Here is a 21,803-nt window from a genome sequence, read left to right on the forward strand (position 1 = left end):
GCACGGGCCCGTTCGCCTCTGCGGGGGCCGGGCCCGTGCCGGGCTCGGGCGCGGGGGGCTTCGGCTTCTCCGCGGGCTGCTCCTTCGCGGGCGTGGCTGGGGCCGCCGCGGGCTTGTCGGGCTGCGGGGCGGCGACTGGCTGGGCCTCGTCTGGCAAGAGCGCTCCTCGTGCGGATCCGGACACCCGGAAAGGCCATCGTATCGACCCTGCGGCCGGAGCTCCCCCGGGGACGGTGAGAGCCCTCACAACGCGGAACGGGCACCCGGTTGTTCCCGGGTGCCCGTCGCGTGGTGCGGTCGGTTGTGCCGACTGCCGTCCGGCGGCCGCTCTAGACCGTGATCAGGGCCTCCAGCGGGGCGCCCCGCAGGTGCGGTGCCAGGGCTTCCCGGCCTGCCAGGAAACCCAGCTCCATGAGGACGCTGACGCCGGCGACCGAGGCTCCGGCCCGACGGATCAGCTCCAGTGAGGCCCCGGCGGTACCGCCGGTGGCCAGGACGTCGTCGATGACCATGACGCGGTCGTCGGCCGACAGGTCCTCCGCGTGGACCTCGATCTCCGCGGTGCCGTACTCGAGCTCGTACGCCTGGCCGAGCGTGGCTCCCGGCAGCTTCCCGGCCTTGCGGACGGGGATGAAGCCGAGGCCGGCCCGTACCGCGACCGGTGCGGCCAGGATGAAGCCGCGGGCCTCCAGACCGACGATCTTCGTGGCGCCGTGCCGTACGCACAGTTCCGCGAGGGCGTCGGTGAGAGCCGTGAACGCGACCGGGTCCGCCAGCAGCGGCGTGATGTCCTTGAACATCACGCCCGGCTTCGGGTAGTCCGCCACATCACGGATCCGGCTGAGCAGCAGTTCCCTGGTGCTCTCGGCGGTGCTGGTCATCGACGCTTCCCCGGAGTCCGGCCGTGGCCCCTCGGGGGCTCCTGGCGCTGACCGACGACCGCACCGGCGGGCGCGGCGTCCTCGGGGTACTGCTCGTCCGCCTGCTCCGCCTGCTCGGCCTCGTTGAGCTCGCCCTTGGCCGCGGCTGCGGCACGCTTGGCGAGGATCCGCTTCTTCAGCGCCTTCATCTGCGGTTCGCGTTCCTTGAGGTCGGCGACGAGCGGAGTGGCGATGAAGATCGAGGAGTACGCACCGGCGGCGAGACCGACGAAGAGTGCCAGCGAGATGTCGTTCAGCATGCCGGCGCCGAGGACACCGCCACCGATGAACAGCAGACCGGCGACCGGCAGCAGGGCGACGACCGTGGTGTTGATCGAACGCACCAGCGTGCCGTTGATGGAACGGTTGGCGATCTCGCTGTACGTCCAGCGGGTCTGCTTGGTGATCCCCTTCGTGCCCTCCTTGAGGCTGTCGAAGACGACGACCGTGTCGTAGAGGGAGTAACCGAGGATCGTCAGCAGACCGATCACGGTGCCCGGGGTGACCTCGAAGCCGACCAGGGCGTAGATGCCGACCGTGATGGTGATGTCGTGGATCAGCGCGACGAGGGCCGCGATGGCCATCCGCCATTCGAAGGCGATCGCCAGGTAGATCACGACGAGGACCATGAAGACGCCGAGGCCGGTCCAGGCCTTGTTGGCGATCTGCTCACCCCAGCTGGGGCCGACCAGGTCGGCGGCGATCTTCTCTTCCGGAACGTCGAGGCTCTTGGAGAGTTCGCCCTTGATCTGGTCGGACTTCGCGGTGTCGACCTCGGTGATCTGGATGCGCAGACCGCCGTTGCCCAGCTTCTGGACGATGGCCTGGTGACCCGATGCCTCGGTCGCCACGTCCTCCGCCTCGGAGACGGACACGCTCGTCTTCGGGGTGGTGAAGACGGCGCCGCCCTTGAACTCGATGCCCATGTTGAGGCCGCTGACCGCCAGGCCGACGATGGCCGTGATGGTGATCAGGATCGAGATGCCGTACCAGATCTTGCGGTTGCCGATGAAGTCGTAGCCGACCTCGCCGCGGTAGAGACGGGCGCCGAGATTGCCGAGTCGCGACATCTCACGCCTCCTTCGGGTCGGTGGGGGCGTTGACACGGCGCGAACGGCGGAGCGGGGGCTTGGCGCCGAGCCGCTTCGGGTCCAGTCCGGACCACGGGTGACCACTCGCGAAGAACTTCGTGCGGGCCATGATCGTCATGACGGGCTTCGTGAAGAGGAAGACCACGACCACGTCGAGCAGGGTGGTGAGACCCAGCGTGAACGCGAAGCCCTGGACCTTGCCGACGGTGACCACGAACAGGACAGCCGCCGCCAGGAACGACACGAAGTCGGAGACGAGGATGGTGCGCCGGGCACGCGGCCAGGCACGCTCGACGGCCGGGCGGAGTGTGCGGCCCTCGCGGATCTCGTCCCGGATGCGTTCGAAGTACACGATGAACGAGTCCGCGGTGATACCGATCGCGACGATGGCGCCACAGACCGCGGGCAGGTTCAGCGCGAAGCCGATGGCCGGGCCGAGCAGCGACATGATCGTGTAGGTCAGGATGCCGGAGACCAGGAGGCTGAGCAGCGCGATGAACGCCAGTCCGCGGTAGTAGGCCACCAGGTAGATGACCACCAGGGCCAGGCCGATGGCACCGGCGATGAGGCCCGCTCGGAGCTGCTCGCCGCCGAGGGCGGCGGTGACGGTGGTGACGCTCTGCTCCTCGAAGGAGAGCGGCAGCGCACCGTACGAGAGCACGTTGGCCAGATCCTCGGCGGACTGCTGGGTGAAGCTGCCGGAGATCTCGGCGTTGGCGCTCAGTGCCTGGCTCACAGAAGGTGCCGAGACGACCTCGCCGTCGAGCGCGATGGCGAACTGGTTCTGCGGCTGCTGCTGCTGGGCGAGCTTGCCCGTGGTCTTGTTGAACTTCTTCGCGCCGCCGTCGGTGAACTCCATCTGGACGATCCACTGACCGGTCTGCTGGTTGATCGCAGCCTTGGCGCTGTCCACGTCCGTGCCGTCGACTTCGGCCGGGCCGAGGACGTACTTGGCGCTGCCGTCCTGCTCACAGGCGACGACCGTGTCGGTGGCCTTGGTGCCCTGGCTCGCCTTGGAGCGGGAGGCCTTGCTGGAGCAGTCCAGCGCCTCGAACTTCTTCTGCAGGTCCGCGGCGGCCGCCTGCTCCTCGGCGGAGGCGGTCGGGGTGGCGCTCGCCTCCGGCGTGGTGCTGGCCTTCGGCGAGGGCGTGGGGTCCGCCTTCAGGGCGCCGGTGACCGCGCGGCCCTGGGTGGTGGCGGTGCTGCTGGGCTTCGCGGACGAGCTCGCCTTGTCCGAGGCCTTGGCGCTCGGCTCGGCGGACGGGCTGGCCTTGTCCGTGGACGAGGCGCTCGGCGCGGGCGTCGGCGTTCCCTGGGCGACGGTCAGCACCGGCCGGAAGTAGAGCTTGGCGGTCGTACCGACCTGCTCACGGGCCTGGGCGGAGTTCGTGCCCTTGGGGATGTTGACGATGATGTTGCTCTCGCCCTGGGTCTGGACCTCGGCCTCGGAGACACCAAGACCGTTGACGCGGCGTTCCATGATCTGGACCGCCGTGTCCATGTTGGTCTTGTTGATCGCCGACTCCTGGCCGGGCTCGGCCTTCGCCTCCAGCGTGATGGACGTGCCACCGGCCAGGTCGATGCCGAGTCGCGGCGTCGGCTGGTCGGCAAGGAACATCCCGCCGGTGAGAGCGACCATGGCGATCAGGATCAGAGCCAGGGAACGCCCCGGCCTGCCCTGACCGCCGGCCGGTCCTCGGCCCTTCTTCGGTGCTGCCACCTTCTCGTTTCTCCCTGTCCAACCGCCCCGCGCCGGGTACGCGCCCGAGCGGCCACGAAGTTTAGTGGGGACCCGCCCCCGCAGAAGACCGCACGGTCCGGGGATGGCCGGATGCCTGTGGGCTCACGGCATCCCCGGGTCGTGTGCTACTTCGCGTCGGCCTCGCCGTCGGCCTTGCCATCGGACTTCTTGTCGGCCTTGTCGTCGGCCGGCTCCGCGTCGTCCGCCTCGGTCTTCTTGACCAGGTCGGTCTTCGCGTCGTCGTCGCCGGCGGCCTCATCGGTCTCGGTCAGCGAGGAGGCGTCGTCCGGCACGACCGTGCCGTCGACGTCGAGCTCCTCGGTGTCGCCGTGGACGATGCGGTTGTACTCCGCGTCGTCGAGGACGGCGCCGATGGCGTTCTTCGCGTAGATCGCGTGGACGCCGGGGGCGACCTCAAGGAGAACCGTGTCGTCGTGAAGCTCCTTGACGGTGGCGTACATGCCCCCGATCGTCCGGACGCCGGTGCCGGGCTGCATTTCATTGCGCATGTTCGCAGCCGCCGCCTGCTTCTTCTTGGCGGACCGCGTCATCAGGAACATGGCCCCGATGAGCACGATGAAGGGGAGGAGAGTCACGGGATTCACGGGACGATTTTCCTTCGCACGACCGCGCTGGAAGGCGGCCTGGTCTACGGGGGTGGGTACACCGACCTTTAAGGGCGGCATCGGCGGAGTCTAAGCGAGTCCGCATCGATGGAACAACGCCCAGCATGGCACCGTGGTTCCTCTGTGGGTCAACCTGTGATGCATCACGCCCCGAACAGGCCCTGTTGTCCCTTTCCGCCGTGCTGCGGAGGGACCAGTCCGAGATGAGCCCAGGCCGCCGGGGTGGCCACACGGCCCCGAGGCGTCCTGGCCAGCAGCCCTTCCCGTACGAGGAAGGGCTCCGCGACCTCCTCGACCGTTTCGCGCTCCTCACCCACGGCGACGGCGAGGGTGGACAGGCCCACCGGGCCGCCGCCGAAGAGCTTCAGCAGGGCGCCGAGCACCGCCCGGTCCAGCCGGTCCAGGCCCCTGGCGTCGACCTCGTACACCTTGAGGGCCGCGGCGGCGATCTCTCGGTCGATCCTGCCTTCGGCCTTGACCTGGGCGTAGTCCCGGACGCGGCGCAGCAGCCGGTTGGCGATGCGGGGCGTGCCTCGGGAGCGGCCGGCGATCTCGGCAGCGCCCTCGACGTCTATCGCGACGTCCAGGAGGCCCGCCGAGCGGTGAATCACCCGTTCCAGTTCGGTGGGGGCGTAGAACTCCATGTGACCGGTGAAACCGAAGCGGTCGCGCAGCGGGGGCGGCAGCAGTCCGGCCCGGGTCGTCGCGCCGACCAGGGTGAAGGGCGGCAGCTCCAGCGGGATGGCGGTGGCCCCGGGCCCCTTGCCGACGATCACGTCGACCCGGAAGTCCTCCATGGCCATGTAGAGCATCTCCTCGGCGGGCCGGGACATGCGGTGGATCTCGTCGAGGAAGAGGACCTCGCCCTCCTGGAGCGAGGACAGGATCGCGGCCAGGTCCCCCGCGTGCTGGATGGCGGGGCCGGAGGTGATCCGGATCGGTGCGTTCATCTCCGCTGCGATGATCATGGAGAGGGTGGTCTTGCCCAGACCGGGGGCGCCGGAGAGCAGCACGTGGTCGGCGGTGGCGCCGCGGGCGCGGGCCGCCTTGAGGACCAGGTCGAGCTGTTCGCGCACCTTCTCCTGGCCGACGAACTCGTCGAGGTCCTTGGGGCGCAGCGCCGCCTCGACCGCGGTGTCCTCGCCGTCCGCTCCGGCGTCGACGAGCCGCTCGTCGAGGAGCTCGTCGGTGTCGGGTCCGGTCTCGTCCCAGTTCATCTCGTCAGTCCCGCCTCGGGTGTTTCGGTGCCGTGCCGTGGGATGCCAGGCCGGGCGTCAGGGTGGTGCCCGGATCCGCTCAGCGCGCGCGGTTGAGGGTCTGGAGGGCGGCGCGCAGCAGCTGCGGCACGGGCGGCTGGGCGCCCTCCGCGAGGGCAGCCTCCGCCTGCGGTGCCACGGCGGACACCGCTTCGTCCGCCTCGCGGGTGGCGTAGCCGAGACCGATCAGGGCGGCCTGGAGCTGGTCGCGCCAGGAGGAGGTGACCGCGGTGCCGATGCCCTGCTGGCCGATGTGGGCGCCGACGGGCTCGCCGAGTCTGTCCTTCAGTTCGAGCAGGAGTTTCTGGGCGCCCTTCTTGCCGATGCCGGAGACGGCGGTGAGCGCCTTCTCGTCGCCGGTGGCCACGGCGATGCGCAGAGCGTCCGGGCTGTGTGTGGCGAGCATGGCCTGGGCGAGCCGGGGTCCGACTCCGCTGGCGGTCTGCAAAAGCTCGAAGACCTGCCGTTCGTCGTCGTCGGCGAAGCCGTAGAGCGTCAGCGAGTCCTCCCGTACGACGAGGGAGGTGGCGAGCTTGGCCTCCTTGCCGGTGCGGAGGCCGGCGAGGGTGTTCGGTGCGCACTGGACGGCCATGCCGATGCCGCCGACCTCGATCACGGCCGTGGTCGGACTGAGCGCGGCGACGGGGCCGCTGACGAAGGCGATCATCGGGGGACCTTCCGGACGGGGGCTGCTGCGGTGCGCGGGACGCGCGGGGTGCGGGCAGCCGCTGCGGCCGCCGCGTGCGCCTGCTGGAGGCGGTTGAGCGCGGGGGCGCGCCAGATGTGGCAGATGGCGAGGGCGAGGGCGTCGGCGGCGTCCGCCGGTTTCGGTGGGGCGTCCAGGCGCAGGAGCCGGGTGACCATGGCGCCGACCTGCGCCTTGTCCGCGCGCCCGCTGCCGGTGACGGCGGCCTTGACCTCGCTGGGCGTGTGCAGGGCGACCGGGATGCCGCGGCGGGAGGCGCAGAGCATGGCGACCGCACTGGCCTGGGCGGTGCCCATCACCGTACGGACGTTGTGCTGGGCGAACACCCGCTCCACGGCGACGAATTCGGGGCGGTGCTCGTCGAGCCACTCCTCGATGCCGCGCTCGATGGCCACCAGTCTGTGGCCGAGCTCCGCGTCGGCCGCGGTGCGCACGACGCCCACCCCGATCATCGTCAGGGGCCGGCCCGCGACGCCCTCGACGACTCCGACGCCGCACCGGGTGAGCCCGGGGTCCACGCCGAGTACCCGCACGATTCGCCCCCTCCCTGCCGATCGGTCAACTGTTCCCGCAGGCTATCGGCTCGCACTGACAATGCGACGGGCCGACGGGGTGTGTCCCCGTCGGCCCGTCCACGGAATGCTGTGCCGGTCGCCCGGCAGCCGTTCAGGCGTCGACCTTCTCCATGACCTCGTCGGAGACGTCGAAGTTGGCGAAGACGTTCTGCACGTCGTCGCTGTCCTCCAGCGCGTCGATGAGCTTGAAGATCTTGCGCGCGCCCTCTTCGTCGAGGTCGACCTGCATGGTGGGCAGGAAGTTGGCCTCGGCCGAGTCGTAGTCGATGCCCGCCTCCTGGAGCGCGGTGCGGACCGCGACCATGTCGGTGGCCTCGCTGACGACCTCGTAGCTCTCACCGAGGTCGTTGACCTCCTCGGCGCCGGCGTCGAGCACCGCGCCCAGGACGTCGTCCTCGGACAGTTCACCCTTGGGGACGATGACGACGCCCTTGCGGTTGAACAGGTACGAGACCGAACCCGGGTCGGCCATCGAGCCGCCGTTGCGCGTCATGGCGACGCGTACGTCGGAGGCGGCACGGTTGCGGTTGTCGGTGAGGCACTCGATGAGCACCGCGACACCGTTCGGGCCGTAGCCCTCGTACATGATCGTCTGATAGTCGACGCCGCCCGCTTCGAGACCGCCACCGCGCTTGACCGCGGAGTCGATGTTCTTGTTCGGGACCGAGCTCTTCTTCGCCTTCTGGATCGCGTCCACAAGGGTCGGGTTGCCCTCGGGGTCCACACCGCCGGTGCGGGCCGCGACCTCGATGTTCTTGATCAGCTTCGCGAAGAGCTTGCCGCGCTTGGCGTCAATCACGGCCTTCTTGTGCTTCGTCGTAGCCCATTTAGAGTGGCCGGACATCTGCCTTCTCCTTCGCGTCACCAAATTCCGTACGAACCCGAGAGATCCTACCGGGGTCGAGTCAGCTGACTGCGCGCACCATGTCGACGAAGTAGGCGTGAACCCGGTGGTCCCCGGTCAGTTCCGGGTGGAATGACGTGGCAAGGGCGTTTCCCTGCCGTACCGCCACGATGTGCCCGCCGTGCTCGGCCACCACCTTGGCCTGCGCGCCCACGGACTCGACCCACGGGGCCCGGATGAAGACGCCCTCGACGGGGCCGCCCTCGATCCCGGCGACCTCGACGGCCGCCTCGAACGACTCGTTCTGCCGCCCGAAAGCGTTACGCCGCACGATCATGTCGATGCCACCGAGGGTCTCCTGGCCCGAGCGCGGGTCGAGGATCTTGTCGGCGAGCAGGATCATCCCGGCGCAGGTGCCGTAGACCGGCATCCCGGCCCGTACCCGCTCGCGGAGCGGTTCCAGCATGCCGAACAGGGCGGCCAGTTTGGACATCGTGGTGGACTCGCCGCCCGGAATGACCAGGCCGTCGACCTCGGCGAGTTCCTCGGGGCGCCGGACCGGCCTGGCCAGGGCGTCCGCCGAGGCCAGGGCGATCAGGTGTTCCCGTACGTCGCCCTGGAGAGCCAGGACTCCGATCACAGGGGTGTCGCTCATCAGTGACTACCAGCCGCGGTTGGCGTAGCGCTCGGCCTCGGGCAGCGTGTCGCAGTTGATGCCGACCATGGCCTCGCCCAGGTTGCGGGAGGCGTCCGCGATGATCTTCGGGTCGTCGTAGAAGGTGGTGGCCTTCACGATGGCGGCGGCGCGCTTGGCCGGGTCGCCGGACTTGAAGATGCCGGAGCCGACGAAGACGCCCTCGGCGCCGAGCTGGCGCATCAGCGCGGCGTCGGCCGGGGTGGCGACGCCACCCGCGGAGAACAGGACGACGGGCAGCTTGCCGAGCTCGGCGACTTCCTTGACCAGCTCGTACGGGGCACGGAGGTCCTTGGCGGCCGCGTACAGCTCGTTGTTGTCGTAGCCGCGCAGTCGGGCGATCTCGTTCTTGATCTGGCGCAGGTGGCGGACGGCCTCGACGACGTTGCCGGTGCCGGCCTCGCCCTTCGAGCGGATCATGGCCGCGCCCTCGGCGATGCGGCGCAGGGCCTCGCCCAGGTTGGTGGCACCGCAGACGAACGGGGTGGTGAACGCGAACTTGTCGCTGTGGTTGACCTCGTCGGCCGGGGTGAGGACCTCGGACTCGTCGATGTAGTCGACGCCGAGGGACTGCAGCACCTGGGCCTCGACGAAGTGACCGATGCGGGACTTGGCCATCACCGGGATGGAGACGGACTCGATGATCTCCTCGATCATGGTCGGGTCCGACATCCGGGCCACGCCGCCGTCCTTGCGGATGTCGGCCGGAACCCGCTCCAGGGCCATGACGGCCACGGCGCCCGCGTCCTCGGCGATCTTCGCCTGCTCGGCGTTGACGACGTCCATGATCACGCCGCCCTTGAGCTGCTCGGCCATGCCGCGCTTGACGCGGGCGGTGCCGGTGGCGGGGGCGTCGGCGGACTGCGGGGTGGCGGGATTCGTGGACACGGATCGACCTCACTGGGAGAAGGAGCTGCTGAATGTGCGGGGCTGATGCACTGCTGAGCAAACTCTCCGGCACCAGTCCACAGCAAGGGCCAATGGGAGGCCGGTGGATCGTTTTGGCCCGGTGGACCGTTTTTGGGCACGGGAAATCGGTTTTTGGCCTGCTGTATCGGTTCGGTCCGGCGTGGTGGCAGGCGCGGCCGTGCCGAGCACGCCCCGCGACTGCCGTCGTCAGCTGACCGGGCGGTCCGCGAGGGCGACCGGCGGCTCGTCGTCCATCTCGAAGGCCAGCGGGAACGGGGCGTGTCCGGCCAGCCGGAACCAGCGCACGGTGCGGTGACGGCGCAGCGCCCGCGCCGCCCGCACCGCGTCGTTGTGGAACCTGCGCGCCATCGGGACCCGGCGCACGGCCGCGGCCAGCTCGGAGGCGGCCTCCTCGCCGCCCGGGATCTCCTTCACCGCGTCGACCTGTGCCCGCTCGCCGAACACCGCGCGCAGGGCGGTGCTGAGCTCGCTCTCGGCGACCTCACGGTGCTCCTCCTCGGACTGCCGGGCGGCGTGCGCGGCCTCGTACAGCACGATGGAGGCCGCCGGGTCGAGGACACCGGACGTGGCGAGTTCCTGGGTGACCGAGGCGCGGCGCAGGAGTTGGGCGTCGAGGGCGGCCCGGGCCGCGTCGATCCGGGTGTGCAGCCGGTCGAGACGGCCCGCGGTCCAGCTGAGGTACAGGCCGATCGCGATGAGCACGACGGCGGTCCAGATGAGGGTTTCGGTCACGGGCGCAAAGGCTACCGGTGAGCGGGCGCCGGACAGCCGCCCCGGGCGGCGCGGGTGCCGTCCCGGGCGGCGCTCAGTCCCGGGCCAGCCCGAACCGCGCCCGCAGGCCCGTGCGTTCGTCCGTCGCCACCGACGCGGCCCCGTCCGCCACCGTCTCGTACACCGCGAGGATGTCCGCCCCGACCGTCGACCAGTCGAAGCGCCGCACGTGCGCGCTGCCCCGCTCGCGCAGTTCCGCACGCCGTTCCGGGTCGCCCAGCAGCCGGATCGCCGAAGCGGCCAGGGCGTCCGCGTCCTCGTTGGCGAACAGTTCCCCCGCCGCCCCCAGGTCCAGGACCTGGGCGAACGCGTCCAGGTCGCTGGCCAGGACCGGTGCGCCCGCCGACATCGCCTCGACCAGGATGATGCCGAAGCTCTCGCCGCCCGTGTTGGGCGCGACGTACACGTCGACGCTTCGCAGCAGCCGCGCCTTGTCCTCGTCACTCACCATGCCGAGGAACTCGACGCGTGCGCGCATCTCCTTCGGGAGCGAGGCCACGGCCTCCTCCTCGTCGCCCCGGCCCGCCACGAGCAGCCGGGTGTCCGGGCGGGCCGCGAGGATCGCGGGCAGCGCACGCATCAGGACGGGCAGGCCCTTTCGGGGCTCGTCGATGCGCCCGATGAAGCCGATCGTGCCGCCCTGCCACTCGGGCCTGGGCTCGGCCGCCGCGAAGAACCCGACGTCCACCCCGTTGGGGATGACGACCGCGTCGCCGCCCAGGTGCTCGACCAGGGTCCGGCGCGCGTACTCGCTGACCGCGATGCGCGCGCTGATCTTCTCCAGCGCCGGCTGGAGGATCGGATAGGCGGCGATCATCGCCCGCGAGCGCGGATTGGACGTGTGGAACGTGGCGACGATCGGCCCCTGCGCCGCCCAGCAGGTCAGGAGCCCCAGCGAGGGCGAGGTCGGCTCATGGATGTGGATCACGTCGAACGTGCCGTCGTGCAGCCACCGCCGCACCCGGGCAGCGGACAGGAAGCCAAAGTTCAGCCGGGCGACGGAGCCGTTGTACGGGACGGGCACGGCCCGGCCCGCGGACACCACGTAGGGCGGCAGCGGCGTCTCGTCGTCGGCCGGGGCCAGCACGGAGACCTGGTGGCCGAGCCGGATCAGATGCTCGGCCAGATCACGGATGTGGAACTGGACGCCGCCCGGAACGTCCCAGGAGTACGGGCAGACGATGCCGATCTTCACTGCTGGGGCCTTTCGTTCGGGTCGGGCCGGATCAGGAACGGGGTCCGGTGTGTGCGGCTGCACGGCGGCGGAGGGAGTCGCTGGGGAGCATGGGCGACCGGCACCCATGCGGCAGACGCGCGGGCCGGCCCCCGCGAGCCCGGCATGCCCCGCACGGAAGGCCCTATTCTCCGCGGGGTTCGAGGTCGGAGAGCCAGAGCCGTTGCAGCATGTGCCAGTCCTCCGGGTGCTCGGCGATACCCACGGCGAACGCGTCGGCCAGGGCCTGTGTCATCGAGGACGTCTTCTCGCCGCGGTCACCTGAGCCGGGTACCTCGACGGGCGGATGGATCCGCGCCTTCATCACCGGCGTGTCGTCGTACGAGAGGGTGACCGGCAGCAGCAGGGCACCGGTCTGCTGGGCCAGCAGCGCCGGGCCTGCGGGCATCCGGGCCGTACCGCCGAAGAACGTCACCTCGACGCCCGAGGCCGACAGGTCGCGGTCGGCCACCAGACAGACGAGCCCGCCCTCGCGCAGCCGGCGCGCCAGCGTCCCGAACGCGGTCCCGCCGTTGTGCGCGAGCACCTCCATGCCCAGGCCCTCGCGGTACGCCACGAACCGGTCGTACAGCGACTCGGGCTTGAGCCGCTCGGCGACCGTGGTGAACGGAACCTTCAGGTCCGTGGTGACCCACGCACCCGCCAGGTCCCAGTTCCCCAGGTGCGGCAGGGCGAGGACGACCCCGCGCCCCGCGTCGAGCCCTTCGGTCAGCCGGTGCGCGTCCGTCACGTCGATGGACGCCTTGATCCGCTCAGGCGTCCAGGTGGGCAGCCGGAACGACTCCATCCAGTAGCGCATGTACGAGCGCATGCCGGCCTTGGAGAGTGCCGCGAGCCAGGCCGGGCTCGCGTCAGGCACGACCCGCGCCAGGTTCGACTCCAGCCGCAGCACACTCTTGCCGCGCCGCTTCCACACCTGGTCGGCGATGGTGCGGAACAGCGCCCGCGCGGCCGGTTCGGGCAGCTTCTTGACCGCGGCCCAGCCCAGCCCGTACAGGCCGTCGCTCAGCCGCTCGCCGGCACCGGGCTTCGTGTCCCCGGGCGCGCCGCTCACTGCGCCGCCTCGCTCCCCCGGTCCCCCGCAGCCGGTACCGCGGCGGCCGCGTCGGCCTCGGCGGACTCACGGCGCACGGTCACGACCCGCTGCACCAGCGTCACCAGGCTGCCGACGGCGACGATCCACAGGGCGATCGGGAGCAGGATGTCGATCCCCGGCACACCGAACGCGTGCAGACCCGCCAGACCGGCGGCGACCAGCGAGATCACCAGGCGCTCGGCACGCTCCACGAGTCCGTTGACCGCGACCGGCAGCCCGATCGACTCGCCGCGCGCCTTGGTGTACGAGACCACCTGGCCGCTCGCCAGGCAGAAGATCGCGACCGCGCACAGGACGTTGTCGTCGCCGCTGCCCGCGTACCAGAGCGCGAAACCGGCGAAGATCGCCCCGTCGGCGACACGGTCGAGCGTCGAGTCGAGGAACGCCCCCCAGCGGCTGGAGATACCCGCCTGCCGCGCCATGTTGCCGTCGACGAGGTCGGAGAAGACGAAGATCGTGATGACGATCGTGCCCCAGAAGAACTCCCCCATCGGGAAGAAGACCAGCGCACCTGCCATCACCCCGGCCGTGCCGATCAGAGTGACCGCGTCAGGGCTCACGCCCAGACGCAGCAGCAGTGCGGCGAACGGCGTGAGGACACGCGTAAAAAATGCACGCGCGTACTTGTTCAGCATGGCCTTCCCGAGGGTCGGTGGGCCGCATGGCCCCATCGGCCACCGGCTGGCCCATCGTAGTCACGACCAAGGGGATCCACTGTCCGGGCACCCTGGGAGACGCCGCCGACCCGCCGGCGGATGACTCCCGGTTCCGTACGACGGTGTACGGCGTATGGACGCAACCCGGACACAGTGCCAAGCTCGGAACTACCGCGGGCGTCGTCGTAGCCGCCGCGGCGGCTCTCCTTCGTGCCCGCGCGGCCACTCCCCATCCCGCGCCGGCGGTCCCCCCGCCCGGCGCCATCACCCGGGAGGCACGCGTCATGGGCGACAAGGCACGCACGCACACCGGAGCCGCCGGAAGAGCAGCCACGGCCGACCACCCCTCCGCCATCAGGAACGTGGTGCTGGTCGGCCACAGCGGATCAGGCAAGACCACTCTCGTAGAGGCCCTCGCACAGACCGCGGGCGCGGTCAACCGGGCCGGCCGGGTCGAGGACGGCACCACGGTCTCCGACCACGACGGGATCGAACAGCGCCGGCAACGCTCGATATCACTCACCCTCGTCCCCGTCGAATGGGACGGAGTCAGGATCAACCTGCTGGACACTCCCGGATACGCCGACTTCGTCGGGGAGCTCAGGGCCGGTCTGCGCGCGGCGGACGCGGCCCTCTTCGTCGTCTCGGCCGCCCAGGAGGAGGACGCCGTCGCCGGCACCACCCGCGCCGTGTGGGAGGAGTGCGCGGCTGTCGGCATGCCGCGCGCCATCGTCGTCACCCACCTGGACACCGCCCGCACCTCCTTCGACGCGATGACCCGAATCTGTGGCGAGATCTTCGGCGGCGACGACCCCGACGCCGTACTTCCGCTCTACCTGCCGGTGCACGGACCCGAGGCCGCGGACGGACACGCACCGCTGACCGGGCTCACGGGACTGCTCTCGCAGCGGATCTTCGACTACTCGGCCGGCGAGCGGCGGGAGCACCCGCCGGCCGAGTCCCAGCAGGCGCCCCTGGCGGATGCCCGCAACCGGCTGATCGAAGGGATCATCGCCGAGAGCGAGGACGAGACCCTGATGGACCGCTACCTCGGCGGCGACGGCATCGACATCAAGACACTCGTCGACGACCTCGAACGCGCTGTCGCGCGCGGCACCTTCCACCCCGTCCTCACCGCCGCCCCCGCCGCCGACGGCGCCCACCAGGGGATCGGCACCGTCGAGCTCCTCAACCTGATCACCGGCGGCTTCCCCACACCTCTCGAACGCCCGCTGCCCGCCGTCACCACCCTGCACGGCGCCTCGCTCCCCGCCCTGGACTGCGACCCGCGGGGCTCCCTGGCCGCCGAGGTCGTCAAGACCGACTCCGACCCCTACATCGGCCGGCTCTCGCTCGTACGCGTCTTCTCCGGCACCCTGCGCCCCGACGACACGGTGCACATTTCCGGCCATGGACTCGATGACCCCGGCCACGAGGCCCGGCCCCTCCACGAGACCGAGATCCGCGTCGGCGCCCTGTCCTCCCCCTTCGGCAAACAGCAGCGGCCCGTCACCGCCTGTATCGCCGGTGATCTCGTCTGCGTCGCCCGGCTGGACAGCGCGGAGACCGGCGACACGTTGTCCGCCCCCGGCCGGCCCCTGCTGATGCGGCCGTGGACGATGCCCGACCCCCTGCTGCCGCTCGCCATCGAGGCACACAGCAAAGCCGACGAGGACAAACTCTCCCAGGGCCTCGCACGCCTCGTCGCCGAGGACCCGACCATGCGCCTGGAACAGAACCAGGACACCCGCCAGGTCGTCCTGTGGTGCCTCGGGGAAGCCCACCTGGACGTGGCGCTGGACCGGCTGCGCACCCGCTACGGCGTCCAGGTCGACGCAGTCCCCCACCGTGTCGCCCTGCGCGAGACGTTCGCCGGGCCGTCCACCGGACGCGGCCGCCACGTCAAACAGTCCGGCGGCCACGGCCAGTACGCCATCTGCGAGATCGACGTCGAGCCGCTGCCCACCGGCTCAGGCATCGAATTCGTCGACAAGGTGGCCGGCGGATCGGTACCCCGCCAGTTCATCCCCTCCGTCGAGAAGGGCGTCCGCGCCCAGGCCGCCCGCGGCCTGACCACCGGACATCCCTTGGTCGACGTCCGCGTCACCCTGCGGGACGGCAAGTCGCACTCCGTGGACTCCTCGGACGCCGCCTTCCAGACCGCGGGCGCCCTGGCTCTCCGCGAGGCCGCGGGCGACGCCCGCATCCAGCTCCTGGAGCCCGTCGCCGAGGTCCGCGTCCTGATCCCCGACGACTACGTCGGCCCGGTGATGAGCGACCTCTCCGGCCGCCGCGGCCGCGTGACCGGCACCGAGCAGTCCGGCACCGGACGCACCCTCGTACGGGCCGAGGTCCCGGAGCTGGAGATCGGACGCTACGCGGTCGACCTGCGCTCCCTGTCCCACGGAACCGGCCGGTTCGACCGCTGCTACGCCCGCCACGAGGCCATGCCCCCACAGCTTGCCGACCGTCTCCACGAACAGCAGGAGAACGGCACCAAAGGGACATAAATCCCTTGACTGCTCGCCGTCGTCCACAGTGTTGTCCACAGGGCCGGACGGGGTACCGATCCGGACGATACGCTGTGCTGCCAGGTCAGAAAGTGTGCCGGGCCCGGCAGTTGGGAAACAGCCGCAGGAGCGGTTCCTCGGTGGCGAGTGGGGGCGACAGTGGCCAGCAACGGATTCGATTTCTCTCCCGGAGCGCAGATTCCGCTCCAGGGTGCGGCAGGCGCGGCGGTGGCGACCAACGCCCTCGCCTCTGCCGCGTACCGGGACAGCCCGGTGGAGGACATCCTCAAAGCCAACAGCGAATGGCACAAGTCGGAAGTCAAGGCAGGGCGTTCCAAGCTCTTCAAGTCCGACTACTTCAAACCCGACCTCGGCGAGGCCTTCTCCCGCGCCGTCCAGGAACGCACGCTGGGCGGCGCGCGGAAAGCCCTCATCCAGTCCTTCGGCAGCGACCCCCAGACCGTCGTCGAGCACTGCCTCTCCGCGACCCGCCTGCGCAAGGCCCGCGACACCAAACTCACCGCGGTGACCGCCCTGTTCGGCTTCGTCTTCCTGCCCGGAATGCTGCTGTGGGTCATCGCGTTCCGTCTGCGCGACGGCCTCGCCAACACCAAGGACAAGGGCCTCGCCGCCATCGGCAACGCGCTGCTGCCCATCATCGGCATCGGAGCGCTGTTCCTCCTGGTCGCCATGCCCCTCAACGGGCTGCTGGCGCTGTACCTCCGCGCGATGATCGTGGCGCCCGTCATCGGCTGGCTGATCGCCAAACGGATCGCCGAGAAGTCCGCCCAGGACATGCGCGCCCGCTGGGAAGGGCTCCTCTCCGGCGGCGGCGTCATCGCGAAGATCCCGGAAGCGGTGCCGAAGAACCCCAACGAGACCGCCCGCGAGGCGCTCCGCCAGGGCCTGGAGAAGCTCTCCGCCGAACAGCAGTCCAACTCCGTCTTCTACGCAGGCCCCAAGGGCATCCTCGGCATGGGCACCCGCTGGGGCAGCTGGCAGCTCGCCGAAGACCTCGTCGCCAAGGACCCCGCCAAGGAGTTCCACCAGTTCCGCAGCTGGGACCTGATACGCGTCATCCACGACCAGCTCAAGATGCTGGAGCGCGGCCCCCTGAACACCGGCGGATTCCCCACCCCGTCCGTCACCCACTGGATCGTGTCGCCGGTCGGGGAGAACACCGACGAGGTGTCACGCCCCGCGGGCGAGGACGTCGCCACGTTCCAGGTCAAACCCCACGAGATACAGCGGATCTGCAACCACCAGCAGTTCGGCGGCGGCGACCGCCACTACCTGGGCGTCCAGTTCACCCTCTGGGACGGCCAGCTGGTCATCACCATGATGATCACCGTCACGGTGCTCTTCGAGACCCTGCGCATCGAAGTCACCGGGCACGCCCTCGGCCCCGTCCACTCCCTGTTCACCAGCAAGCCCGCGGCCAAGAAGAAGACGGTCAACAAGACCGTCAAGTTCTGGGAGACCCGCGACATCGCACTGGCCCTGGTCGAGTCGAAGGAGGTCGTCCGCCTCGCCCTGCGCGCCCCCTTCACCTGGTACCCGCCGCTCCTGGACTACCTCGGCGGCAAGATCGCCCTGCCGGAGCCCTTCGGGCTGCGGCACGCCTGGGCCGAGAAGCCGTGGCGCCACCGCTTCATGGCCGACGACGCGATGCGGGCCGCCACACCCGTCCTGCGCGTCGTGCACAGTGCCGCCATGAAGGTCCTGGAGGAGAACGGCGTCGACACGGACCGCTTCGACAACCGCTCGTCGATACTGAGCGGACTGGTCCAGGACCCCACCCCGCGCAAGGCCGACCTCTACGACGCCTAGAGACAGCGAGAGGGGCGCCCCGGAAGACCGGGGCGCCCCTCTCGGTACAAGAAGAAGGCGGCAGTCAGACGCCGCGCGGCCAGGCGTCGGCCAGCATCGCGCGGGTGTCCGCCAGCAACTGCGGCAGCACCTTGGTGTGGCCCACCACCGGCATGAAGTTGGTGTCGCCGCCCCATCGCGGCACCAGGTGCTGGTGCAGATGCGCGGCGATACCCGCACCGGCCACCGCGCCCTGGTTCATCCCGATATTGAAACCGTGCGCCCCCGACGCCCCACGCAGCGCGGTCATCGCACGCTTGGTGAAATCGGCGAGCTCCACCGTCTCCGGACCGTCCAGCTCGGTGTAGTCCGCGACGTGCCGGTACGGCACCACCATCAGATGCCCACCGTTGTACGGATACAGATTGAGCACCGCGTAGACCTTCTCGCCGCGCGCGACGACGAGCCCGTCCTCGTCCGACTTCGAGGGGATCTCACAGAACGGACAGCCGTCGCCGGCCTCCGGGCCGGTCGGCTTGTTCTCGCCCTGGATGTACGCCATCCGGTGGGGCGTCCACAGGCGCTGGAACGCATCGGGCGTCCCCACTCCGATCTGCTGCTCCGGCTCACTCGTCATGCCGATCAGCATATTGCGTACCCCACGCGAAGCGTGTCGCCGGGGCCGATCCCGTCCGATCGGCGCGATGCTGGCCCGATGCGCGACAGCACCCCGGCCCTGCCCTCACCCGCTCTCGCCCTCTGGGAGCAGCGCACCGAGGTACCGCTCTTCGCCGCCTCCCTGCTGTTCCTGCTCGGCTACGCGGTCCGCGTCCTCGCCCCGGACGACGCCGAGCCGTGGCACGACCTCGCCCTCGCCCTGGTCGCCGCCACCTGGCTCCTCTTCGTCATCGACTACGCCGTACGGATCCGTCTCAGCGGCCTGGGCCACCGCTTCCTCCGAGTCCGCTGGCTCGACACGCTCGTGCTCCTGCTGCCACTGCTGCGCCCGTTGCGGCTGGTCAAGGTCTATACGGCCATCCAGAAGCGTCACGACGAACCGAGGCTGAGCCTGTACGCGCGGGTCATGTCGTACGCCGGCCTGGCGGCCCTGCTGCTCGGCTTCTCGGCGGCTCTCGCGGTCTACCACCAGGAGCACGACGCGCCGGGCGCCTCGATCAGGACCTTCGGCGACTCGGTCTGGTGGGCGTGCGCGACACTCACGACGGTGGGGTACGGGGATGCCGTGCCGGTGACGCCGTGGGGCCGGGTCGTCGCGGCCTTCCTGATGGCCTGCGGGCTGGCGCTGCTGGGGGCGGTGACGGGTTCGTTCTCGTCGTGGCTGATCCAGGTGTTCCGGCGGGAGGACGAGAAGGGGCCCCCGGTGAGCGGGTAGCTCGCCGGGGGCCCCTGCCGGGCACGGATCAGACCTGGACGCGGTCCTCCACGGCCTTGGCGATCTTGGCGATGGCGTCCTCGACCGGGATGCCGTTCTCCTGCGAACCGTCGCGGTAGCGGAAGGAGACGGCACCGTTGGCCATGTCCTCGTCACCAGCGATGATCATGAAGGGCACCTTGGCCTTCTGCTGGTTGCGGATCTTCTTCTGCATCCGGTCCGACGAGGCGTCCACGTCGACCCGCAGCCCCTGCTTGCGGGCCTTGGCGGCGAACTCCTGGAGGTAGGGGATGTGCGCGTCGCCGATCGGGATGCCGACCGCCTGGACGGGCGCCAGCCACACCGGGAACGCACCCGCGTAGTGCTCGAGGAGCACGGCGAAGAAGCGCTCGATGGAGCCGAACAGGGCGCGGTGGATCATGACCGGGCGCTGCTTGGTGCCGTCGGGGCCGGTGTACTCCAGGTCGAAGCGCTCCGGCAGGTTGAAGTCGAGCTGCACGGTCGACATCTGCCAGGTCCGGCCGATGGCGTCCTTGCACTGCACCGAGATCTTCGGGCCGTAGAACGCGGCGCCGCCCGGGTCCGGGACCAGCGGCAGGCCCTGCTTCTCGGCGACCAGACGCAGCGTCTCGGTGGCCTCTTCCCAGACCTCGTCGCTGCCGACGAACTTCTCCGGGTCCTTGGTGGAGAGCTCCAGGTAGAAGTCGGTCAGGCCGTAGTCGCGGAGCAGGTTCAGGACGAACGTGAGTGTCCGGTCGAGCTCCTCCGCCATCTGCTCCTTGGTGCAGTAGATGTGCGCGTCGTCCTGCGTGAAGCCGCGCGAGCGGGTCAGGCCGTGCACCACGCCCGACTTCTCGTACCGGTACACCGTGCCGAACTCGAAGAGGCGCAGCGGCAGTTCACGGTACGAGCGGCCGCGCGCGTCGAAGATCAGGTTGTGCATCGGGCAGTTCATCGGCTTGAGGTAGTAGTCCACCCCGTCGTCGAGCTGCATGGGCGGGTACATGCCGTCGGCGTACCAGTCCAGGTGGCCGGACTTCTCGAAGAGCTTGCCCTTGGTGGCGTGCGGCGAGTAGACGAACTCGTAGCCCTCCTCCTCGTGGCGGCGCCGCGAGTAGTCCTCCATGGCCCGGCGGATGACGCCGCCCTTGGGGTGGAAGACGGCGAGGCCGGGGCCGATCTCGTCGGGGAAGGAGAAGAGGTCCAGCTCGTTGCCGAGCTTGCGGTGGTCGCGCTTGGCGGCCTCCTCCAGGAACTCCAGGTGCGCCTTCAGCTCGTCCTTGGTCGGCCAGGCGGTCCCGTAGATGCGCTGGAGCATCGGGTTCTTCTCGCTGCCGCGCCAGTAGGCCGCGGCGTTGCGCATGAGCTTGAACGCCGGGATGAACCGGGTGGTCGGCAGGTGGGGACCCCGGCAGAGGTCCTTCCAGCACAGCTCGCCGGTCTTCGGGTCGAGGTTGTCGTAGATGGTCAGCTCGCCGCCGCCCACCTCGACGTCCGCGCCGTCGTCCGTGGAGGCGGAGCCCTTGATGCCGATGAGCTCCAGCTTGTACGGCTCGTCGGCGAGCTCCTCGCGGGCCGCCTCGTCCGTCACGACCCGGCGGGAGAACTTCTGGCCCCGCTTCTGGATCTCCTGCATCTTCTTCTCGATGGCCTTGAGGTCCTCGGGCGTGAACGGCGTCTCGACGTCGAAGTCGTAGTAGAAGCCGTCCTTGACCGGCGGGCCGATGCCGAGCTTGGCCTCGGGGTGCAGCTCCTGGACGGCCTGGGCCATCACGTGTGCGGTGGAGTGCCGCAGGATGTTGAGGCCGTCCTCGGAGGAGATCAGGACGGGCTCGACGGTCTCGCCGTCGGCGACGACGTACGCGAGGTCCTTCAGTTCACCGGCGATGCGGGCGGCGACGACGGTGCGCTCACCGGGGAAGAGCTCGGCTGCCGTAGTGCCCGTCGTCACCACGCGCTCTTCCCGCTCGGAATCGCGTTGGATGGTCACACGGACGTCTGACACCGGTCTCTCCTGACTGAGGGGGCGCACCCGCATTCCCATGGCGGACGCAAGGGGAATCGTACCGAGCCGACGGCCCCCATAGCGAAATGGGCCGCCTGCGCCCCGCTACTCCCCCGTGCATGCCTCCTCGAAGTAGTCGACGTTCTCCTGGAGCGACTTCATCAGCCTGTCCCGTTCCTCCTCGTCGACCTGGACCGGTACCACCTGCGAGGCCCTGGTCAGACGCCGGAAGCCGCCCCGGCTCTCCAGCCTTCCCTCGACCCGCACGGGAAGCCCCACCAGGTGGGCCTGGCCTGCGATCCGGTACGCCTCCTCGTCGAGCTCCAGCCGTACGTGCGGCACCTCGGCACCCGCCAGGACCCGTAGCCGTACGATTCCGGCTCCGCGCGGCCCCGAGCGGCGCAGGCGCACGACGGCGCCGGTGATCCGCACCGTCACCGCGGGCTCGTCCCGGAGGTAGCGGGCCCCGGCCCGGCGCAGGGCAGGGAGGTCGCCCGGGGAGAACTCGACCGGTTCGGGGCGTGCCGGACAGCCGTCGGGGGCTCCGGCGGAGGGCGCCCAGTCCAGCGCGATGCCGGCCCCCTCCGAGCCCCGGACGAGCGCGATGACCGCCTCGGTCAGTTCCCGGCTGACGCCCGCCTCGACCGCGGAGTCGAAGGCCTCCATGCCGCCGGTCGCCCGTTGGTAGTCGACGGCCTCCCGGGCGGCGTGCAGCGCGTGGTAGAGCCGTACGGCGAGGGGGCGGCCCGCCTGGACGGGGAGGAAGGCCGTGAGGTCGCGGCCACCGGGTGCGGGGCCGATGAGGATGGAGCCGAGCGTCGCCAGGGCGCGGCGGCGGTGGCGGGCGCCGTGGTAACCGGCCCGGCCGCGGACGGCGAGTGCGCCGGCCAGCAGGATCTGGCGGGCGGCGCCGTGCAGCTGTTCCGCCCCGGCCCAGCCGGCCGCC

Annotated in this window: 20 protein-coding genes; 3 read left to right on the forward strand and 17 right to left on the reverse strand. The window is 70.3% G+C overall.

The genetic code is table 11. From position 1 onward, the window contains the following. Positions 1-329: 329 nt before the first annotated feature. The 14 genes from JGS39_RS18675 to pgsA all read right to left on the reverse strand — a co-directional run bounded on the left by JGS39_RS18675 (position 330) and on the right by pgsA (position 13,119). Positions 330-881, reverse strand: a complete 552-nt coding sequence (locus JGS39_RS18675; RefSeq protein ID WP_219570303.1) for an adenine phosphoribosyltransferase — start codon at positions 879-881, stop codon at positions 330-332. Continuing rightward, positions 878-1,990, reverse strand: a complete 1,113-nt coding sequence (secF, locus tag JGS39_RS18680) for a protein translocase subunit SecF (protein WP_219570304.1) — start codon at positions 1,988-1,990, stop codon at positions 878-880. Before secF ends, JGS39_RS18675 begins: the two co-directional genes overlap by 4 nt. 1 nt (position 1,991) lies before the next feature. Further along, the gene (gene secD, locus JGS39_RS18685) at positions 1,992-3,731 is read right to left on the reverse strand and encodes a protein translocase subunit SecD (RefSeq protein WP_219570305.1); all 1,740 of its coding nucleotides are present in this window, start codon (positions 3,729-3,731) and stop codon (positions 1,992-1,994) included. Positions 3,732-3,877: 146 nt separating this feature from the next. Then, a complete protein-coding gene (gene yajC / locus JGS39_RS18690; RefSeq protein WP_219570306.1) occupies positions 3,878-4,357 on the reverse strand; it encodes a preprotein translocase subunit YajC in 480 nt (159 codons plus the stop codon). 164 nt (positions 4,358-4,521) lie between these two features. Continuing rightward, entirely contained in the window at positions 4,522-5,595 is a 1,074-nt protein-coding gene (ruvB, locus tag JGS39_RS18695) for a Holliday junction branch migration DNA helicase RuvB (RefSeq protein ID WP_219570307.1), read from the reverse strand. Between the two features lie 79 nt (positions 5,596-5,674). Continuing rightward, the gene (ruvA, locus tag JGS39_RS18700; protein WP_219570308.1) at positions 5,675-6,301 is read right to left on the reverse strand and encodes a Holliday junction branch migration protein RuvA; all 627 of its coding nucleotides are present in this window, start codon (positions 6,299-6,301) and stop codon (positions 5,675-5,677) included. Beyond that, positions 6,298-6,873: a crossover junction endodeoxyribonuclease RuvC gene (ruvC, locus tag JGS39_RS18705; RefSeq protein ID WP_219570309.1), complete on the reverse strand. Its 576-nt coding sequence runs from the start codon at positions 6,871-6,873 to the stop codon at positions 6,298-6,300. Before ruvC ends, ruvA begins: the two co-directional genes overlap by 4 nt. A gap of 133 nt (positions 6,874-7,006) precedes the next feature. After that, positions 7,007-7,759 carry a YebC/PmpR family DNA-binding transcriptional regulator gene (locus tag JGS39_RS18710; protein WP_123468415.1) on the reverse strand — a complete coding sequence of 251 codons (753 nt, stop codon included), beginning with the start codon at positions 7,757-7,759 and terminating at the stop codon, positions 7,007-7,009. A gap of 61 nt (positions 7,760-7,820) precedes the next feature. Continuing rightward, positions 7,821-8,414 carry a pyridoxal 5'-phosphate synthase glutaminase subunit PdxT gene (gene pdxT / locus JGS39_RS18715; RefSeq protein WP_219570310.1) on the reverse strand — a complete coding sequence of 198 codons (594 nt, stop codon included), beginning with the start codon at positions 8,412-8,414 and terminating at the stop codon, positions 7,821-7,823. Positions 8,415-8,420: 6 nt separating this feature from the next. Continuing rightward, entirely contained in the window at positions 8,421-9,341 is a 921-nt protein-coding gene (gene pdxS, locus JGS39_RS18720; RefSeq protein WP_148016286.1) for a pyridoxal 5'-phosphate synthase lyase subunit PdxS, read from the reverse strand. Between the two features lie 228 nt (positions 9,342-9,569). Beyond that, positions 9,570-10,115, reverse strand: coding sequence for a hypothetical protein (locus tag JGS39_RS18725; protein ID WP_148016285.1), 546 nt, complete (start codon positions 10,113-10,115; stop codon positions 9,570-9,572). 73 nt (positions 10,116-10,188) lie between these two features. Continuing rightward, positions 10,189-11,349 carry a glycosyltransferase family 4 protein gene (locus tag JGS39_RS18730; protein ID WP_219570311.1) on the reverse strand — a complete coding sequence of 387 codons (1,161 nt, stop codon included), beginning with the start codon at positions 11,347-11,349 and terminating at the stop codon, positions 10,189-10,191. Positions 11,350-11,512: 163 nt separating this feature from the next. Further along, positions 11,513-12,442 carry a phosphatidylinositol mannoside acyltransferase gene (locus tag JGS39_RS18735; protein WP_219570312.1) on the reverse strand — a complete coding sequence of 310 codons (930 nt, stop codon included), beginning with the start codon at positions 12,440-12,442 and terminating at the stop codon, positions 11,513-11,515. Next, on the reverse strand, positions 12,439-13,119 hold the full coding sequence (gene pgsA / locus JGS39_RS18740) for a phosphatidylinositol phosphate synthase (protein ID WP_219570313.1): 681 nt from the start codon (positions 13,117-13,119) through the stop codon (positions 12,439-12,441). Before pgsA ends, JGS39_RS18735 begins: the two co-directional genes overlap by 4 nt. A gap of 305 nt (positions 13,120-13,424) precedes the next feature. On the opposite strand from pgsA, the gene JGS39_RS18745 reads away from it, so the two are divergent. Both JGS39_RS18745 and JGS39_RS18750 read left to right on the forward strand, forming a co-directional pair. Then, the gene (locus JGS39_RS18745) at positions 13,425-15,650 is read left to right on the forward strand and encodes an elongation factor G-like protein EF-G2 (protein WP_219570314.1); all 2,226 of its coding nucleotides are present in this window, start codon (positions 13,425-13,427) and stop codon (positions 15,648-15,650) included. 159 nt (positions 15,651-15,809) lie between these two features. Next, a complete protein-coding gene (locus JGS39_RS18750; RefSeq protein WP_219570315.1) occupies positions 15,810-17,480 on the forward strand; it encodes an AbeC-like domain-containing protein in 1,671 nt (556 codons plus the stop codon). Positions 17,481-17,544: 64 nt separating this feature from the next. Here JGS39_RS18750 and JGS39_RS18755 read toward each other — a convergent pair whose 3' ends face one another. Continuing rightward, positions 17,545-18,108, reverse strand: coding sequence for an HIT family protein (locus JGS39_RS18755; protein ID WP_219570316.1), 564 nt, complete (start codon positions 18,106-18,108; stop codon positions 17,545-17,547). Between the two features lie 66 nt (positions 18,109-18,174). Between JGS39_RS18755 and JGS39_RS18760 the strand changes: the two genes are divergently transcribed. Continuing rightward, positions 18,175-18,852 (forward strand): potassium channel family protein, encoded by a 678-nt coding sequence (locus tag JGS39_RS18760; RefSeq protein ID WP_219570317.1) that lies wholly within the window; start codon positions 18,175-18,177, stop codon positions 18,850-18,852. Between the two features lie 28 nt (positions 18,853-18,880). Here JGS39_RS18760 and thrS read toward each other — a convergent pair whose 3' ends face one another. Both thrS and JGS39_RS18770 read right to left on the reverse strand, forming a co-directional pair. Beyond that, complete coding sequence (gene thrS / locus JGS39_RS18765; RefSeq protein ID WP_219570318.1) at positions 18,881-20,857, reverse strand: threonine--tRNA ligase; 1,977 nt, start codon at positions 20,855-20,857, stop codon at positions 18,881-18,883. 105 nt (positions 20,858-20,962) lie between these two features. Further along, positions 20,963-21,803 (reverse strand): hypothetical protein (locus tag JGS39_RS18770; RefSeq protein WP_219570319.1); only part of this gene is annotated, 841 nt, incomplete at its 5' end.

This window comes from Streptomyces poriferorum (assembly GCF_019399235.1).
Lineage (GTDB): Bacteria > Actinomycetota > Actinomycetes > Streptomycetales > Streptomycetaceae > Streptomyces > Streptomyces poriferorum.

What these genes read in the sequence shown, in the direction of transcription:
- JGS39_RS18675 (WP_219570303.1), bottom strand. Translation starts at nt 881, where the DNA reads ATGACCAGCACCGCCGAGAGCACCAGGGAACTGCTGCTCAGCCGGATC.
- secF (WP_219570304.1), bottom strand. Translation starts at nt 1,990, where the DNA reads ATGTCGCGACTCGGCAATCTCGGCGCCCGTCTCTACCGCGGCGAGGTC.
- ruvB (WP_219570307.1), bottom strand. Translation starts at nt 5,595, where the DNA reads ATGAACTGGGACGAGACCGGACCCGACACCGACGAGCTCCTCGACGAG.
- ruvA (WP_219570308.1), bottom strand. Translation starts at nt 6,301, where the DNA reads ATGATCGCCTTCGTCAGCGGCCCCGTCGCCGCGCTCAGTCCGACCACG.
- JGS39_RS18710 (WP_123468415.1), bottom strand. Translation starts at nt 7,759, where the DNA reads ATGTCCGGCCACTCTAAATGGGCTACGACGAAGCACAAGAAGGCCGTG.
- pdxT (WP_219570310.1), bottom strand. Translation starts at nt 8,414, where the DNA reads ATGAGCGACACCCCTGTGATCGGAGTCCTGGCTCTCCAGGGCGACGTA.
- pgsA (WP_219570313.1), bottom strand. Translation starts at nt 13,119, where the DNA reads ATGCTGAACAAGTACGCGCGTGCATTTTTTACGCGTGTCCTCACGCCG.
- JGS39_RS18745 (WP_219570314.1), top strand. Translation starts at nt 13,425, where the DNA reads ATGGGCGACAAGGCACGCACGCACACCGGAGCCGCCGGAAGAGCAGCC.
- JGS39_RS18755 (WP_219570316.1), bottom strand. Translation starts at nt 18,108, where the DNA reads ATGCTGATCGGCATGACGAGTGAGCCGGAGCAGCAGATCGGAGTGGGG.
- JGS39_RS18760 (WP_219570317.1), top strand. Translation starts at nt 18,175, where the DNA reads ATGCGCGACAGCACCCCGGCCCTGCCCTCACCCGCTCTCGCCCTCTGG.